We start from the raw sequence: 16,808 nt of genomic DNA on the forward strand, positions 1-16,808 counted from the left end.
CAACCGTGCAGTGTGCGCCAAGCGTGCGCGCACACATACAGTCCTCTATCTTAGTCCCTTAAGACTTTTTAAGCCATTGCCCCGGGGAGCCTGCGGGCTGGGGTCTTGCTCACAGGCGGGTCAGGGATTCAATGGGGTCAATCCGGGCGGCTTTGCGCGCCGGATAGATTCCGGCCAAGACACCTAGCGCTAGGCCAACACCGGCTCCCATTCCTATCACTGCGGGGCTGATAATGGGTGTCCAGGAATTAAGGAGGCTGAGGATGGCAATGGCGTTGATGGAGAAGAGCACACCGGCAAAGGATCCCAGCAGGCTGGTAATGATGGTTTCTATGGCTAGTTGCAGGGTAATACCTGCCGGTTTAGTGCCAATGGCTAGACGCAAACCTATTTCTTGGCGGCGCTCCATAACCCCTACCAGGAAGGTGTTCATGGTACCCACTGCGCCGATGACCAGGGTAATCAGCGACATGGCAATCAGCAGAGTTTTCTGCTGCTCGTCCACGGCGTTTTTCAGGGTTTCGGGTGCAGGCGGGATACTAGCGCTGTAGGCAGCAGGATTATTGGGCGAAACAGCGTAAGGGGCTTCTTGGCCCACCTGCTGGGCGGCACCCGGTTGAACGCCCAGAACGATGTCAAAGGATTTGCTCTCGGGGTAGGCCCCTGTACCTAAGGGAAGATAGACAGCACCGTAATAGGAACCAGAGGCGCTGTTCTCGGTGACTACCCCGATTACCGTCACTGGGTTTCCGTCCAGGTAAATCATTAGGCCCTCTTGCCAGTTCACGCCGAGCTTTTTGAGCAGGCTCTCCCCCACCACGGCTACAGTCTCACCGCGTTCGTTGTGCCCGCTATCAAAGAGACGGCCCTGCACCAGGTTTTGTTCCTGCACAGCAAAGACACTTTCTTGGGCTGCTACTACCGGGGCGGATATTTTTTCTTCGCTATAGAGGCTGGCTTGGGTGCTCATAACCTCGTTAATGACTCGGTAGGCCGCCTGCGCCGTCACGCCGTTAATATCGGCCAGTTTCTGATAGCTGGGGCTCTCCACCAGGTTCTGGGCTTGTTGGGCGGTCAGGGGTTCTTTACCGCTGTAATGCAGAGTTACTTTCTTGGCCTGATAGATATCAAAAGCATCGGAAATCTGCCCGGCAATGGTGTTGGAAAGCCCCACGGTCAAAGTGAGTGCTGCAACGCCTAATGCCACCCCCAGCATGGTGAAGAGGTTACGACGTAGGCGGGCAAAGGTAGCTTGCCAGGCCTCAAGCAGAGCGGGTCTAGCCCAGGGGAATCGAGGTATGCTCTCTGCCGCAAGCTCTCGGAAAATCTCGGGTTCTTGCTCGGTAGTTATGGCAGGGTCGTTTACCGCAGGTGGTTTACCCTGCCCATCCGCCTGTTCTTGTGGCCCGCAAAACTGTTCCGCCGGGTGGGTTTCTTCAAGAATCAGGCCGTCTTCTATATAGAAACTCCGGTCACAGCGGGCGGCAATGGCGGGGTCGTGAGTGACGACCAGGGTGGCCTGGTCCTGACCGGTGACCTCCCGCAAGAGGTCCATGACTTCTTGCGAGCGTTCCTGGTCCAAGGCGCCGGTGGGCTCATCGCACAGGAGCACGGTGGGGCGGGTTATTACGGCACGGGCAATAGCCACCCGCTGTTTTTCGCCGCCAGAGAGGGTTTCTATACGGGCAGTTGCCCGGTGGGCTAAACCTAGTCTGTCGATGACGTCGCGGGCACGGCGACGACGCTCAGCCCTGGGAACACCCTGGTAGAGCAGGGGTAGCTCTACGTTTTCCGTGACGTTCTTGTGGGCTATCAGGTGGAAGGACTGAAAGACAAAGCCCACCTGAGATAGCCGGACATCGGCTAGCCGTTTAGCCTCAATCTCGGAGATATCAGTTCCGCCCAGGGTGTAGCTGCCGGAACTGGCCCTAGCGAGGAGTCCCAGGATATTAAGCAGGGTACTTTTGCCCGAGCCAGAGGTACCCAGCAGAGCAGCCATTTCACCGGCGTGAATGGTCAGGTTAATACCGTGCAGAATCTCTAGTGGGTTATCGGCGGTGCCAAACTGCTGGCGAATCTCGCGGGTTTCAATCAGGGGCTGGAAGCTCATGATGTACCGGTGGAAATTACGACCTGGCTACCTTCGGTCAGCCCGGTACTGGGGTCTGCTTCAATCATGCTGTAGCCGTTAGCGCTATAGGTCACCCGCACGGTAACGTCTCGGGTTCCGGTGCCCTCCTGGAGCTTGATGGTACTCCCCTGCCCTGTGGTGTAGATGGCGCTGGAGGGAACAACCAGACCCGCCTGGGGAGAGGAATCCAAGATCAGCTCAGCATTTAAGCGGCTCAGCCCGCCCAAATCACCCTCGGGGACCTGAACTGCAAGGTACTTGGTGCCTGCATCGGCTGCGGATTGTTGGTTAGGGGCTACAGCCTGGGCTTCTGTACCGGTTCCGGTGCTGGTCTTTTCGGCCTTAACTTCTACCGGGTAGGTAACAGTAGCACCGGTGCTGAGTCGCAGTCTCTGGCCGGTGGCTACTTCTGTACTCAGGCTACCGGCGGCTGGTTTGCAGGCCAGTTCTTTCTGGCCGGAGCTCAGCAGGGCAAGTGCCTCAGAGCTAACATCGCCAGTTGAGCGGGACTTGGAGATAATGGTTGCCCGGTCCTTGAGCACGATAAAGGAGCTAGCCGGAATAGGGTCCTCTTTACTCAGGGGCTTATAGCCAAAGTGGGTGTAGAGCACACCGAGAGCCCGGTAGGTTTCCTCGGTGACTGTATCTGTGTCGGCACCAATCCGGGGGAGCTGATAGCCCAGACTTACCAGGGAATCATTGAGGAGTTTGGCATCCGGCCCCTGGGTTTCCAGGGTCAGGTCGCGGTAGAGGGAGAACCCTCCCAGGAGGGTAAAGACCGGGGCCCCGTTGACCTCGGCTACTAGGCTCCCGTTGCCCAGCTCTTCGCCCTGGGTTATGTCTATACTGGTGTACTGGGCACCGGGGGTTGAGTTCGTGACGTCCAGTTCTCGTTGGTCGGTGTAGTCTACTGAGCAAACCAGGGGCAGGGTGTTCTCTAAGGTTCGGTTTTCTATGCTGGCGGTGACAATGCTGGGTTCCGGGGCCTGAGCTTCGGCAGCCTTCTGCTCACTGGTTTTAAAAGAGGACGCGATATAGACGGTTACCCCGGTCAGTATCATGCAGAGTAGGGTGAGCAGGGCCCAGAGGCTCTTCTTCATAGTGAAACCTATTTTCCAAGGATTACGGGGGCGTTTTTCTCAGCAGTTTGCTTGGCCTGGGTGAGCTGGTCAATGACACCTTGCTGGTCAGCTAGGAAAGTGGTCAGGTAGGCATTCAAGACCTCGGTCGCACCTTCCTCATACTTAACTTCTTGGCGGCACTGGGCATCGTAGACAGCTAGTTGCTGGGAGTCCATGCTGGTATCCACAGCAGCTAGCTCTGGTGTAGCGATCTCAAGACCGTGCTGATCTTTCATACAGGTGGCCCACTGCTTATCAAGCTCCACAATCCTTTTATCAGCGACAGCTGCGTTGAGATAGGGCAGAGGTAGGTTGAGAATACCGCTTTCAAACAGCACCCCGGTCTCTACGCTCCCAAACACTTCCTTGTAGGACTGAGCCAGGCATCCATCTTTAGCGATTGCTCCAGGAATTCCTTCAACAGCAATGTTGCCGTTTTCTGGGCTACCTGTATAGGCATCCCAGGTGGCGTCATCTACAAAGGGAGCATCTTGTTCAGGATTAGAATTCTGTGTCTGATAACCATATTGTTGGGCCTCCTCAATGCTAAGAGGCTTAGGCGAGAATTGAGAACGAATATCAAAAGCCTGATCTGCTAACCGTGCCGGCCAGGTGAGCCCCTTGGCTTGCATACATTGAGCAATTGCCGCTTCCTTAGCTTGCTGCGCCGCAGGAGTCATGTTGAAGAGTGTATTGACCTTCTCGATAGCCTGCGGGTCGATGCGGATGGCAGCTTTGATCTCAGAGTCAGAGCTGGCATCTGATGCAGTCCCCGAAGAAGATGCTGAACATCCCACCAGGCCCAGGGCTAAGGCCCCAACGCCCATAAGAGAACCGCATGCCTGCCTAAAATTCCGAATGGTGCCCACTGCCCCACGCTCCTTTGCGTATTCAGTTTCAGTTTCAGTTTCAGTTTCAGTTTCAGTTAAAACAACTATAGCCCGCACCCCCAAGAAAAAGGCAACAAAAAACCGCCCGGCCTGAGCCTTAGAGCTCAAACCGGGCGGTACATGTTTTATACCCTCTAGGGGTTACATCTTAGTGACCTGTGAGAAGTTCAGGGTCACAGGGGTCTCACGTTCGAAGACAGAAATCAGTACCACCATCTGAGAAGCCGCAGCGTTAATCTCGGAGATAGTAGCGGGCATACCCTCAAAGGGGCCGTCCTTAACGGTGACAGCCTCGCCCACCTCGTAGCCGGTCTCCACAGCGGGAGCGGGCTTGGGCAGTTCGCCTGCTTCTGCCTGCTCAGCTTCAAAGACGGGAGCCAGCATATCTACAACCTCATCCAGGCGCAGGGGCACAGGGTTATAGGCGTCCTGTCCAACGAAGCCTGTAACACCGGGGGTGTGGCGTACTACGCCCCAGGTTTCATCGGTCAGGTTCATACGCACCAGGGCGTAGCCGGGAACACGAACACGGCGCACCAGTTTCTTGGCGGTGTTCTTGACCTCCATGACCTCTTCCATGGGGACCTGAACCTCAAAAATGTCATCTTCGGCGTTCAGAGTCTGCACTCGAGATTCCAGATTGGTCTTAACCTTGTTCTCGTAGCCAGCGTAGGTGTGAACAACGAACCATTCACCCTCCTGGCGGCGGAGCTTAGCCTTAAACTCTTCCAGCGGATCTACAGCAGGTTCAGTGACTTCCTCGGCGGAGGTAGCTTCTTCTACCTCTACAGTTTCAGTCTCTGCCAGATCCTGGTCGGTTGCCTGCTCTGCAGGTTCTACAACCTCTTCGGCTTCAGTGTGCATTTCCTGCTCGGACACGCTTTCCTGCTTTCGTCGTTGGAGTTCTATGAGGAGCGCCGTGCGCCCTACATACAAAAGATTTTATGGGGTGGGGCGGGCTTAGAGCCCGGCTCTACTACAGTTAGCTGATGCCATTGCCGAAAAGCCAGAAGGCGCCCTGCCCGAAGAGGTAGTCCAGCCCAGAGATGAGCAGGAGCATAAAAACAACGAAGGCAAGAACAACAATCACATACTGCACCAGTTCTTTACCGGTGGGTGTAGTAACTTTTTTGAGCTCTGCGAATACTTGGCGCAAAAACTGGAAAATACGACCGAAAAAGCCCAGCTTCTGGTGGGCGCCTGGTTCATTAGAATCGGCGGTCCTAGCGGCGATTGATTTAGCCATGTGAGGCCCGCCCCTTTCTAGACTCATCATGAACCGTTCGGTTCGATTGACAAAAAACCTGTGAGGCAAAAGCAGGGCGGACAGGACTCGAACCTGCAACCTGCGGTTTTGGAGACCGCTGCTCTACCAATTGAGCCACCGCCCTTTGAAGGTTACCCCTTCAAGGATGACCCAGGCGCACGGGCATAGGTCAATAGTTGTTCGGTTGCGAACAACGGTACCTACTTTAGAACATAATTTTCTCTTTGGCAATTTGAGGACAGCCCTCCCCAGCCCCACAGCCAACCACCTATGCTTAAGGGTGTAGGCCTCAGCATAGTTTTTGTTGCACCTACAGGCATCAACCACCCAACGGTCCTAAGTCACTAGGACAGAAGCGAGAACCCTCCCATGTCTCAGCGCGTATCCCGCCGCATTGGCGCTATCGCCCCCTCGGCCACCCTCGTTGTCGACGCGAAAGCCAAGGCACTCAAGGCCCAAGGACGCCCGGTGATTGGCTTTGGCGCCGGTGAGCCTGACTTCCCCACGCCCGACTACATTGTCGAAGCCGCCCGCAAGGCTCTGGATGACCCTAAGAACTTCCGTTACACCCAGGCAGCAGGCCTCCCGGAACTCAAGCAGGCTATTGCAGATAAAACTAAGCGGGATTCCGGCATTGAGGTTGACCCCTCACAGATTATTGTGACCAACGGCGGCAAGCAGGCCGTCTACCAGGCTTTCGCCACCGTCATCGACCAAGGCGATGACGTTCTCTTGCCCGCCCCCTACTGGACCACCTACCCCGAGGCAATTCGCCTGGCTGGCGGTAACCCCGTCGAGGTCTTCGCGGGTGCCGACCTTGACTACAAGGTCACCCCCGATATGCTCGAGGCCGCCTACACCCCGGCTACTAAGGCCCTCATTTTTGTCTCGCCCTCCAACCCCACCGGCGCGGTCTATTCCCCCGAAGAAACCAAAGCCATTGGTCAATGGGCACTGGCTAAGGGCATTATGGTGCTGACCGATGAAATCTATGAGCACCTCACCTACGACGGTGTCCCCTTTACCTCCATTCTTAAAGCTGTGCCCGAGCTGGCTGAGAACACTGTTATTCTCAATGGTGTTGCCAAGACCTACGCCATGACCGGCTGGCGTGTGGGCTGGATGATCGCTCCGGCTGATATCACCAAGGCCGCTACTAACCTACAGTCCCATATGACCTCCAACGTCAACAACGTAGCTCAGCTTGCAGCACTTGAAGCGGTCTCCGGCCCACTCGATGCTGTCCATACCATGCACCAGGCTTTTGATCGTCGCCGCAAGACCATTGTTGAGGGCCTGAACGCCATCGAGGGTGTTCGTTGCCCCACCCCCAAGGGTGCTTTCTACGCCTACGCCGATGTCACCGGCCTGCTCGGTAAGACCATTGCGGGCAAGACCCCGCAGACCTCGGCCCAATTAGCCGAAATTATCCTGGAAGAAGCCGAAGTAGCGGTAGTGCCGGGTGAAGCATTTGGCCCCTCAGGCTACCTGCGCCTGTCGTACGCGCTAGGCGACGATGATTTGGCAGAGGGCCTGGCCCGTATGCAGAAGCTACTCGCTACAGCCCAGTAGAAAACTCTCAGTCGGCGGGTGTACCCTGCGCAAGCACACCTCTGGTAGCTTCATGTCTTTCATATGCGGTTGACATCAGCTAGCTCTTGAGTCAGTTTGCTTTGGGTACACCTGCCACTTCTTTTACCGGCCTCCCACCCACAATAAAATCGTTTTTGACCCTAACGTAGAGGCTGAAAACATATAACCCAAGCTATCCCACAGCTACCCACTCAACCCCAAATTCACTAGAATAGAAAACAACAAAGACCAACATGTCGGTTGCTCTCCGGGAGAAAACCGCCTAAGGTCCCACCACCACCGTTCCCCACCAGGAATATTTAGGAGACTCTCCATGAAGATCGGTCTGCTCACCTCCGGCGGCGACTGCCCCGGCCTGAACGCTGTCATTCGCGGCGCCGTCCTCAACGGCATCAAAACCTACGGCGACGAATTCGTCGGCTTCCGCGATGGCTGGCGCGGCGTTGTGGAGGGCGACTACATGGATCTGCCCCGCACTAAGGTCCGCGGTCTGGCCCGCCAGGGTGGCACCATTCTGGGCACCTCCCGCACCAACCCCTTCGACGGACCCAAGGGCGGCCCCGAAAACATCGAAATCATGATGGAGCGCAACGGCATTGATGCCATTGTTGCTATCGGCGGCGAAGGTACCCTAGCAGGCGCAAAGCGCCTAGCCGATGCCGGCCTGCCCGTAGTTGGCGTCCCCAAGACAATCGATAACGACCTCCAGGCAACCGACTACACCTTCGGTTTCGATACCGCCGTTTCCATTGCAACCGACGCGCTGGACCGCCTGCGCACCACCGGCGAGTCCCACCACCGCGCCATGGTCGCAGAGGTTATGGGCCGCCACGTTGGTTGGATCGCCCTGCACTCCGGTATGTCCGGGGGCGCCCACGCCATCCTGATTCCCGAAGTCAAGGTATCCATGGAAGAGGTAGCAGGCTGGGTCAAAGAAGTTCACGACCGCGGTCGCTCACCCCTGATCGTTGTAGCTGAAGGCTTCATCCCCGAGGGCTTTGACGATGTACTGGCCGGCAAGGGCCAGGAAAAGGACGGCCGCCCCCGTCTGGGTGGCATCGGTGAGTGGGTTACCCAGGAAATCGAACGTCTGACCGGCATTGAGACCCGCAACACCATCCTGGGTCACATTCAGCGTGGCGGTGCACCTACCGGCTTTGACCGCGTTCTCTCAACTCGCCTAGGCATTCAGGTTGTGGATATGATTCACGATAAGGAGTGGGGCAAGATGGTTGCCATGCAAGGTACCGAAATCAGGCGCGTAGACTTTGCCGAGGCTCTGGACGGCCTCAAGAAAGTTCCTGCTGACCGCTACCAGGAAGCCAAAGTACTTTTCGGTCGCTAAACAGGCGGGCGACAAGCTGTATAGAGAGAGGGCTCTACCCTTGGTTCTGAAATTTTTAAGAATCAAAGGTCGGTTGATGTAGCTGGTGACGGTAGCCAGGCCCCCCCCGGATTGCTACCGCAGTCCCCATCACTTTTGCAGACTAGGGTATCGAGGCCCCAGCTAGCGCTTGGTCTGCCTTGAAGATGACGGCTCCAACCAGGTAGAGCTCCTAGCCACCAAGGCTTACTCAAGGCTCACATACAGATTTAGGCCCCGGATAGCTTGCACAGCAAGCTGTCCGGGGCCTTTAGACTGCCTGGGTTTTTCCCTAACTCAGGAACTGACCTTTGGTACGCCGCCCCACCACCTGGCCGGCGTCGGGAGCAACAATCAGAGTCTGCGAGCAGGCGTACTCAGTAGCCGGTGCAGGGTTGCCCTGCGCATCAAAGTCGCCGCCGTCAATAGCTCGTAGCTCAGCATCGGGAGCCACCGACCTTTTCAGAAGGGCTAAGGCAATAGGCCCAGCTTCATGGTGCAGAGCAACAGAGGTAATGACACCCACCTGCTTGGCCCCGTTCATCACGGGGGTCCCTACCGCGGGGAGAGTATGTTCAGAGCCATCAAGATCCAGGAAAGTCAGGCGACGGGGCGGGTGCCCTAAGTTGTGCACGCGCGCCACTGTTTCTTGGCCCTTGTAGCAGCCTTTCTCCAGGTGGACTGCTGTACGCATGAGGTCAAGTTCGTGAGGAATTGTTTTCTCATCAGAATCCACCCCCACCCGGGGACGCCAGGCCTCAATGCGCAGGGCATCGGCGGCCCAGGAGCCCGCTAGCTGGCAACCGTCAACGGCATCGAGTAGGCGGTGAGCAGGAATGATAGTCAGGTACCGGTGGTAGTCAGCTCCGGGGTGTTGGTTCTCTTCAACCGCGCTGTAACTGTAACCGCCAGCAGCAACACCTGCTGCCCAGGGGTCCTGCCAGATGACTCCAGCAGCCAGTGCCGGGGAGGCATCCTTACAGGTGCGAGGGTCCACCGTCGAGCCAAGAACAGCGTAGCTCTCGGTTAGGTCGGTGACTTCCACCTCTAACATAAACTTCATGCGCTTGAGGTAGTCCGCCAGCGGGGCGGCCTGAGCGCCTTCGGTTATCAGCCAGACCCTACCCCCCTGCTCCACTGCATAAGCGGAAAACTCAATGCGCCCCTGCGGGGTCAGCAAGAGAAGCTCAGTGCTAGACCCCTCCCCCAGGCCAGTAAGCACCTGGGTCGAGAGTGTCGTCAGCCAGCTCAAACGGTCAGGACCAGCCACCGTCACAATACCCAGGTGGGAGTAGTCCACTAGGGTCAGCTTGCTTCGGCGGGCAAGCGCCCGCTGCTCGGCAATCGGGTTACCGTAGTGGGCGGCGACACCGGCATCGGCTCCCGATGCAGCAAAGGCACCGGGACGGCGAAGCAGGGGGCTACTGTAGCCGCTGAGGCTAGTCAAGGTTCTCTCCACCGAACATGGTGGTGCCCAGGTCGTCACCGGTCATAGAAGAAGTCTTGCGCAACTCTGCTGATGCGTGCTTTTCTAGCTTGCCGGTGACGGGGTGAGCGGTTTCCCAGTCCCACATGAGGTTGCCGTTTACCAGGCCCCAGAGCCGGACAGAACCTGCGTATTCTTTGGAAATGTCATCTTTGAGCATGTTGCCGGTCTGCATACGCACCACCGGGCCTTTAATCATGCCCACATAGTTTTCAGTCAGCCCGCCGGGGTGAGCAATGGTGGCAAGCAGGTTAAAGCCGCCGTCTTCATTACGCAGGGCTTCTACCGATTCGGCGTCCTGGTGTACTGGGACCACTGCTGCCGGGACCAGCCCGGGGCCAAGATCACCGTCTACCTGGGGTCGGTCAATCTGCCAGAAGCCGGTTTCAAGGGTGATGGTGCGGAGCTTCTTGCCTGCATCATCAAGCAGGAAGCTCTCAGCCCTGTACTCGATAAAGGGCAGGCCCTCCTGGGCGAAGGTAATAATTTGCCCGAAGGGGGTCTGTTCAGAGCCTTCGTACCAGAGGGAGCCGGTACCTTCCCAGGTACCAAGCAACCAGGAGAAGGGGACGAGCTCGGGGGTAAGGTTGGTGGGAATTTCAATAGCCATACCCCTTAGTCTAGTAGCTGCTTGACTCCGTGAGCTGGGCTTAGCGGTCAGCGTAGGTCGGGCAGAGAAAAGGCCCCCGCGCTTCGGTGCGCGAGGGCCTGATGGTTTCTACTGAAAGCTGTTTACTTCTGCCCGCGGAAAAGACCGGTGAGCACAAAGCCGATGCAGGTGAAAATAGCCAGACCTGCCAGCCCCAGCAGGACGAGGAAGAAAATTTCTAATGCAAGAATACTCATGTGGCTAGCCTATCACGCGCGTGAGGAAAGTCGCACATACATACCCAATAACTCCGATGAAAGCTACCGGCGTGACACCCAATGTCACTGCCCCGCGGCGCGGTCCTTCTTTGGGGCCTGCCGAGATGACCCGGATCCCGATGATGCCCAGCAGGATACCTACGCCCACACCAATCATGACAACCGGCTGAGCGGTTTCGGCGTGCTTGGCTAGAATAGCCAAACCCACCCATCCGGCAACAGAAACAGAGGCCAGTACCCCTGAAACACAGCTAATCACCGACTCCAGCTTGCCCTGTGCACCCTCACCGCGGGCAAGCTCAGTCATAAAGCTGGAGACAATACCAACAGCAGCAATAGCTGGTAAGAAGGTAAGCGGGGACTCCCCGGGGTTAATCCAGGCATAAAGAACCGAAGCTAGCCCGGATAAGAGAATAATGACCGAATGTGACGTTACGCGGTGGCGCCCACGGAGTTCAGCAATACCGGTGGCAGCAGGCCAGCCGCCAGCGATGAGAAGTACAGCACCCAGACCGGCTGCTGCCGCAACTGTTGGCGAGATAATGGCAGAAACCACCAGCGCGAGAAGGGCAAGCACCCCTGAGAGAGCAACCAGGGTGTAGCGGGAGCGCCGGGTAGCACCGATTCGCCCTAAGGGCCCTTGGTAAACAGTTTTCTGCTGAGCTCGGCGGAACCTACTGAGCTCAGGAACAAAGGTTCGTATTGCTCGTGTGGAGTTCTCTTTGGTGGTCACAGTAGCCTTCGGGGTGCGGTAAGTGATGGGCCGGGTTCATAATCCCGGCTTTATCTTTATATCTTCCCGTATTACGAGCCTTTTTATCAACGTCCGGGTACCGCGTTTTATACTGGTCAAGAGTTGCTGTATAGCGAGGAGTGATGGTGTGCTGCATATTGTCGTGTTGAGTGATTCATCGACCGATGGCGCTGACGTCACCCAGTCTTTGGGTTTATTAGCACACCGGTTTTCTGTATTGCCTTTAGGTTCCTCCCTTGCCCCTATCCAGGGTTTGGGGCCGGATGTGGTCATGGTCGATGCCCGCGAGGAACTGGTCGCTGCTCGCAACTGTGCCCATCTCCTGAAGGGAGCCGGGCTTAATGTGCCCTTGCTGATGGTGCTAACCGAGGGCGGCATGGCGGCTGTAGCAGCTCATTGGATGGTTGATGATATCGTTCTTGCATCGGTTGGACCGGCTGAGCTAGAAGCCCGTCTACGCCTGCTATCAGCTTACCGTGATCACCTAGCTCAGGCTCAGGATTCTATTATTCGGGTGGGGGGCGTAACGGTTGACGAGGCTTCCTATTCGGCTCGTTTGCAGGGCTCACCGCTCAACCTGACCTATAAGGAATTCGAACTCCTTAAGTTCTTGGTCCAGCACCCTGGCCGTGTTTTTACCCGCTCCCAGCTTCTATCTGAGGTGTGGGGCTATGACTACTACGGCGGCACCCGCACCGTCGATGTTCATATTCGCCGTTTGCGTTCCAAGTTAGGGCCTGACCACGAACAGTTGATTACGACGGTGCGCAATGTTGGCTATAGCTTCAACTCCCCCAGAGGTGAGTCTCGTTAGAGTAAGGAGGAAGGCTCATGGTGAGTGGAGGAGGTACCTATGAAGGCTCTTGAGGTGGTTGAATCTACCTTTGCTTCTGACTTACCCCAAGGCATGCAGGCCCTAGCTAGCTTGGCCCAGGGACAGGACGGAGCAGCTCCTTTTTCGGAGCAGGCCCATGTTGAAGTTATCCGAGCAGTGAACCAACACGAGGCGGTTCCGGCTTCTGCCGTGAAGGCCTTTGAAGCGCGGGTAGCAGACCAGCTTGTAGGCTTAGCGGTGCTTGTTCTTGAAGGTGATACCTGGGTTCTTGAGGCAGCAGTAAGCCCTCAAATGCGCGGGCAGGGTATCGGCCTTACTCTAATTACCTCCGTTCTTAAAGCTCTGGAGGGCCAGCCTCTAGCGGCCTGGATCCACGGAGGCCCGCAGGAGCAAACCCCCGCTCTGGAAGCTGCCCTTACTATTGCTCAGCATTTAGGGTGGAAGGCAAGCCGGGAACTCTACAAACTAGAACTACCCCTAACCGAAGTATCGAGGCAACGCATCCTTGACCTAGCTGATCAGGCTCAGCTCCCCCATGGTCTCGAACTTATCACCTACTCACCGGAGCAAGCCCATCACTGGGTTGAACTGAATGCACGCGCTTTTGCACATCACCCCGAGCAGGGCAGGCTGACCCTAAAGGATCTGCAGGTTCGCACGGAATCTGCCTGGTTCCGGCCCGAAGGTTTCTTCTTGGTTCATGTCTCTGACAGTACCGCAGAGGCAGAATCTAAGTGCGGCTCTGCCCTGGCCGGCTACCACTGGACCAAAATCCCCACAGACCAGGGAGCAGAGCCAGAAGGTGAAGTCTATGCCATCGGCATCGACCCCCGGTGGCAGGGCCGGGGCCTGGGTAAAGCCCTCACCTTAGCAGGTATGGCTTACCTAGCTCAGACAACCGACGAGCAAGGAAAAGCCCTAGACCGTATAGTTCTCTATGTCGATGCAGATAATACGGCGGCAGTCAGCCTCTACCGCTCTCTCGGTTTCACCCCGCTCACCGTTGACCGACAGTACCGACCCGGTGCCCCGGCAGAAGCCACCCCCTCAAGATCCAGCTGACGGGCACCCCACCGGCCCGAAGCCACAAGACCCACACTTTGTATTGACCGCAACCGCGAAAGGCTCACCATGACCAAGGCACCAGAAGAGATACCCAACCGCATCCCCATCGGGAGTGACATCAGCAAGCTAGAACGCGCTGAAACACGCGTAGACCGTATCGATATAGGGAAGAAAATTAAGCTCCCCAACCTCGAGGGTGACTTTGGCTCCGATCGTTTCCTTGACCGCGAAATAAGCTGGCTAGACTTCAACACCCGGGTTCTCGAATTGGCAGAAGATCCCAACCTCTACTTGCTTGAACGACTGAACTTCCTCTCTATCGTTACCAGCAACCTCGATGAGTTCTTCATGGTCCGGGTAGCCGGGCTCAAGCGCCGTATCGCCACCGGTATCGCCATGCCCTCAGCCGCAGGCCTCACCCCTGAAGAGCAGATGGAAGAAATCGCCGAAGCCGCTCACGCCCTGCAAGAGCGTCAGGCACGGGTCTTCCACGAGCAGGTCTACCCAGAACTCGAAAAAGAAAACATTCGCATTGTCGGCTGGAGCGATCTGAGCACCGCTGAGCAGGACCGCCTCTCCAACTTCTTCCGAACCGATGTCTTCCCGGTGCTCACCCCGCTAGCCGTTGACCCGGCCCACCCCTTCCCCTATATCTCCGGTCTATCGCTCAACCTGGCGGTCATTGTCCGCAATCCCCAGACCGGCAAGGAACTCTTTGCCCGTCTCAAGGTCCCCGAAACCATGGACCGGATGGTCGCCGTTGATGGCTCACGCTCGGTACGTTCATCCTCCGGTGAGGTACGCTTTATCCCTCTCGAAGTGATTATCGCTGAGCACCTCGATATTCTCTTCCCCGGCATGGAAGTACTGGAACACCACGCCTTCCGTGTAACCCGTAACGAAGACCTCGAAGTAGAAGAGGACGATGCTGAGAACCTTCTTAAAGCACTAGAGAAAGAACTGCTCCGCCGCCGTTTCGGCCCGCCGGTACGCCTAGAGGTTGAAGACACCATCAACCCAACCATTCTGGAACTCCTGGTCTCCGAGCTAGGCATCGATGAGCACGAGGTCTACAAGCTCCCTGCGCCCCTGGACATGCGCGGTCTCTCCGATATCGCTAAGACCAACCGCCCTGCCCTGCACTACCCCAAGCATGTAGCCCACACCTCCCGCTGGCTCAACGCCAACGAAACCTCCAAGGCTGCCGACGTTTTCGCCGCAACCCGCGATCACGATGTCTTACTCCACCACCCCTACGATTCCTTTGCGACCAGCGTTCAGGCCTTCCTCGAGCAGGCAGCCTCTGACCCCGCTGTACTGGCTATCAAGCAGACCCTCTACCGTACCTCCGGAGACTCCCCCATTGTCGATGCCCTCATCGAAGCAGCCGAAGCTGGCAAACAGGTCCTGGCCCTGGTCGAGATTAAGGCCCGCTTTGACGAGCAGGCCAACATCGAATGGGCCCGCAAACTGGAGCGCGCCGGTGTTCACGTGGTCTACGGCATCGTGGGCCTCAAAACCCACTGCAAGCTCTCCCAGGTGGTCCGCAAGGAACCCGATGGTCTACGCCGCTACTGCCATATCGGCACCGGCAACTACCACCCCTCCACCGCCCGCTTCTATGAGGATCTCGGTCTAATTACCTGCGACCCTCAAATCGGTGAGGACGTCTCCAGGCTTTTCAATCAGCTCTCCGGCTACGCTCCCAAGACAACCTACAAGCAGTTGCTGGTTGCCCCCCGCTCCCTGCGCTCGGGCCTGATTGACAACATCAATAAGGAAATAGAACACAAGCAGGCCGGTCATTACGCCAAGATTCAGATTAAGTGCAACTCGATGGTCGATGAGGCTATCATTGACTCCCTCTACCGTGCTTCACAGGCCGGAGTAGAAGTCAATGTACTGGTACGCGGCATCTGTGCCCTACGCCCCGGTGTTCCTGGGCTCTCAGATAACATCAAGGTGCGTTCGGTGCTGGGGCGTTTCTTGGAGCACTCCCGGGTTTTCACCTTTGAAAACGCCGGTCAGCCCAAGACCTACATCGGCTCAGCCGATATGATGCACCGCAACCTGGACCGCCGTGTTGAGGCCCTGGTACATGTTAAGGAACCTGCCCATGTGGCTTACCTGCTCCAAATGTTTGAGAATTACCTCTCGGACAAGACAAGTAACTGGCACCTGAGCGCCAACGGTTCCTGGGAACGCCATCATTTGGATGCCGAAGGTCAGCCTCTGCGTGATGTCCAGGCTTTCTACTTGGCTAGCCGGAGCAAGAAACGCAATAAGCGCTCCTAACAGTTAGCTTTGACAGGATAACTTATCCGCCCGATTCCCTCTCCAGGGCAGTCGAGGGAATACAATGTCCTTGGGTTAAGGCAAGGTTAACCCAGGGACATCTTAAATGCCCGCCCCACTATTGGAGCTCCACATGCCGCACACAGACACCTTTTACACCGCACACACAGCAGACGGGGAACTATCTATCCGCCGAGGTCCCCGCAACAAGGCCGCCGTCAATGCTGCTGGCGCGCTAATTTGGCGGCGTCACCACGACAAGCTCGAGGTACTCATCATTCACCGCCCCCGCTACGATGACTGGTCCTGGCCCAAGGGTAAGCAGGATCCGGGGGAAACACTGCCCGAGACCGCTGTGCGTGAGGTCCGTGAAGAAGTGGGTCTCCAAGTCACGCTAGGCGCACCGCTTGCGGTGACCGCCTATAAGGTCAAGGGAAAGCCCAAGGAGGTCTACTACTGGGCCGCTGAGCTCCCCGCTGGTGCACGGGCACAGGCTGATGAGGGTGAAGTTGATGAACTGCGCTGGGTAAGCCCCAAGCAGGCACGGGCGATGCTGACCAGCCCCACCGATAAGGAACCCCTGGATGCCCTGCTCCGTTTAGAGTCCGCTCAGGATCTCAAGACTCGCCCCGTAATTGTGATGCGGCATGCTAAGGCCAAGCCTCGTTCTAAGTGGGCAGGGGCAGAAGGCGAGCGCCCGCTGGCCGCTACAGGCAAGAGACAGGCTCTGGCTGTGGGGCGGTTATTACAGGCTTGGTCCCCTGAGCGGGTTGTTTCCTCGCCCTGGGTCAGGTGCATGCAAACGGTCTACCCTTATGCTAAGGCAAGTGGCCTGACCATTAAGGAAAAGCGCGGGCTGACAGAGGACAGTAATAGACGTTCACCCAAGCATGCGCGTAAAGTAGCAGAGTCGCTCTTTGAGAAGCGTGACCGTTCTGTTGTCTTGTGTACCCATCGTCCGGTACTCCCTACGGTCTTGGAGGTGCTGGGTGGGCATTTGGGCAAGTCTCTGCGCAAGCATCTGCCCGCTGCTGATCCCTACCTGAAGCCGGGTGAAATGTGGGTCATGCAGGTGTCGGTTACTCACCCTATGACCGTGGTTTCTTTAGAACAGATTAAGCCTTTTGATGACTGATTCCTT

The 16,808-nt window shown here is 57.0% G+C and carries 14 protein-coding genes and 1 tRNA gene; 6 read left to right on the forward strand and 9 right to left on the reverse strand.

The genetic code is table 11. The features are described 5' to 3' along the window. Positions 1-109: 109 nt before the first annotated feature. The 6 genes from ACN08Y_RS00870 to ACN08Y_RS00895 form a co-directional block, all read right to left on the reverse strand. Complete coding sequence (locus ACN08Y_RS00870; RefSeq protein ID WP_419111583.1) at positions 110-2,110, reverse strand: ATP-binding cassette domain-containing protein; 2,001 nt, start codon at positions 2,108-2,110, stop codon at positions 110-112. After that, on the reverse strand, positions 2,107-3,231 hold the full coding sequence (locus ACN08Y_RS00875) for a hypothetical protein (protein WP_419111584.1): 1,125 nt from the start codon (positions 3,229-3,231) through the stop codon (positions 2,107-2,109). The genes ACN08Y_RS00870 and ACN08Y_RS00875 overlap by 4 nt, the downstream gene beginning before the upstream one ends. 8 nt (positions 3,232-3,239) lie before the next feature. Then, complete coding sequence (locus ACN08Y_RS00880; RefSeq protein ID WP_419111585.1) at positions 3,240-4,121, reverse strand: hypothetical protein; 882 nt, start codon at positions 4,119-4,121, stop codon at positions 3,240-3,242. Between the two features lie 162 nt (positions 4,122-4,283). After that, positions 4,284-5,021: a transcription termination/antitermination protein NusG gene (nusG, locus tag ACN08Y_RS00885; protein ID WP_419099256.1), complete on the reverse strand. Its 738-nt coding sequence runs from the start codon at positions 5,019-5,021 to the stop codon at positions 4,284-4,286. A 103-nt stretch (positions 5,022-5,124) separates the two neighbouring features. After that, complete coding sequence (gene secE / locus ACN08Y_RS00890; protein WP_419099255.1) at positions 5,125-5,388, reverse strand: preprotein translocase subunit SecE; 264 nt, start codon at positions 5,386-5,388, stop codon at positions 5,125-5,127. 72 nt (positions 5,389-5,460) lie between these two features. Further along, positions 5,461-5,533 (reverse strand) — tRNA-Trp (locus tag ACN08Y_RS00895). A 245-nt stretch (positions 5,534-5,778) separates the two neighbouring features. On the opposite strand from ACN08Y_RS00895, the gene ACN08Y_RS00900 reads away from it, so the two are divergent. Next, positions 5,779-6,981, forward strand: coding sequence for a pyridoxal phosphate-dependent aminotransferase (locus ACN08Y_RS00900; RefSeq protein WP_419099254.1), 1,203 nt, complete (start codon positions 5,779-5,781; stop codon positions 6,979-6,981). A gap of 334 nt (positions 6,982-7,315) precedes the next feature. After that, on the forward strand, positions 7,316-8,347 hold the full coding sequence (locus ACN08Y_RS00905; RefSeq protein ID WP_419099253.1) for a 6-phosphofructokinase: 1,032 nt from the start codon (positions 7,316-7,318) through the stop codon (positions 8,345-8,347). Positions 8,348-8,657: 310 nt separating this feature from the next. On the opposite strand, the gene ACN08Y_RS00910 is transcribed toward ACN08Y_RS00905, so the two are convergent. The 3 genes from ACN08Y_RS00910 to ACN08Y_RS00920 form a co-directional block, all read right to left on the reverse strand. Then, positions 8,658-9,812 carry a YgfZ/GcvT domain-containing protein gene (locus ACN08Y_RS00910; protein ID WP_419111586.1) on the reverse strand — a complete coding sequence of 385 codons (1,155 nt, stop codon included), beginning with the start codon at positions 9,810-9,812 and terminating at the stop codon, positions 8,658-8,660. Continuing rightward, the gene (locus tag ACN08Y_RS00915; protein WP_419099251.1) at positions 9,805-10,461 is read right to left on the reverse strand and encodes an FABP family protein; all 657 of its coding nucleotides are present in this window, start codon (positions 10,459-10,461) and stop codon (positions 9,805-9,807) included. The genes ACN08Y_RS00910 and ACN08Y_RS00915 overlap by 8 nt, the downstream gene beginning before the upstream one ends. Before the next feature lie 240 nt (positions 10,462-10,701). Continuing rightward, positions 10,702-11,451, reverse strand: coding sequence for a hypothetical protein (locus ACN08Y_RS00920; RefSeq protein WP_419099250.1), 750 nt, complete (start codon positions 11,449-11,451; stop codon positions 10,702-10,704). A 148-nt stretch (positions 11,452-11,599) separates the two neighbouring features. Between ACN08Y_RS00920 and ACN08Y_RS00925 the strand changes: the two genes are divergently transcribed. From ACN08Y_RS00925 to ACN08Y_RS00940, 4 genes are all read left to right on the forward strand, one after another. Then, on the forward strand, positions 11,600-12,286 hold the full coding sequence (locus ACN08Y_RS00925) for a winged helix-turn-helix transcriptional regulator (protein WP_419099249.1): 687 nt from the start codon (positions 11,600-11,602) through the stop codon (positions 12,284-12,286). Between the two features lie 39 nt (positions 12,287-12,325). After that, positions 12,326-13,369 carry a mycothiol synthase gene (gene mshD / locus ACN08Y_RS00930; RefSeq protein ID WP_419111587.1) on the forward strand — a complete coding sequence of 348 codons (1,044 nt, stop codon included), beginning with the start codon at positions 12,326-12,328 and terminating at the stop codon, positions 13,367-13,369. A 69-nt stretch (positions 13,370-13,438) separates the two neighbouring features. Then, positions 13,439-15,667, forward strand: a complete 2,229-nt coding sequence (locus ACN08Y_RS00935) for an RNA degradosome polyphosphate kinase (RefSeq protein ID WP_419104835.1) — start codon at positions 13,439-13,441, stop codon at positions 15,665-15,667. A 133-nt stretch (positions 15,668-15,800) separates the two neighbouring features. Then, on the forward strand, positions 15,801-16,802 hold the full coding sequence (locus ACN08Y_RS00940) for an NUDIX hydrolase (RefSeq protein WP_419110800.1): 1,002 nt from the start codon (positions 15,801-15,803) through the stop codon (positions 16,800-16,802). Positions 16,803-16,808 lie beyond the last annotated feature (6 nt).

The sequence above is a fragment of the Rothia sp. P5764 genome (genome assembly GCF_048512965.1).
Lineage (GTDB): Bacteria > Actinomycetota > Actinomycetes > Actinomycetales > Micrococcaceae > Rothia.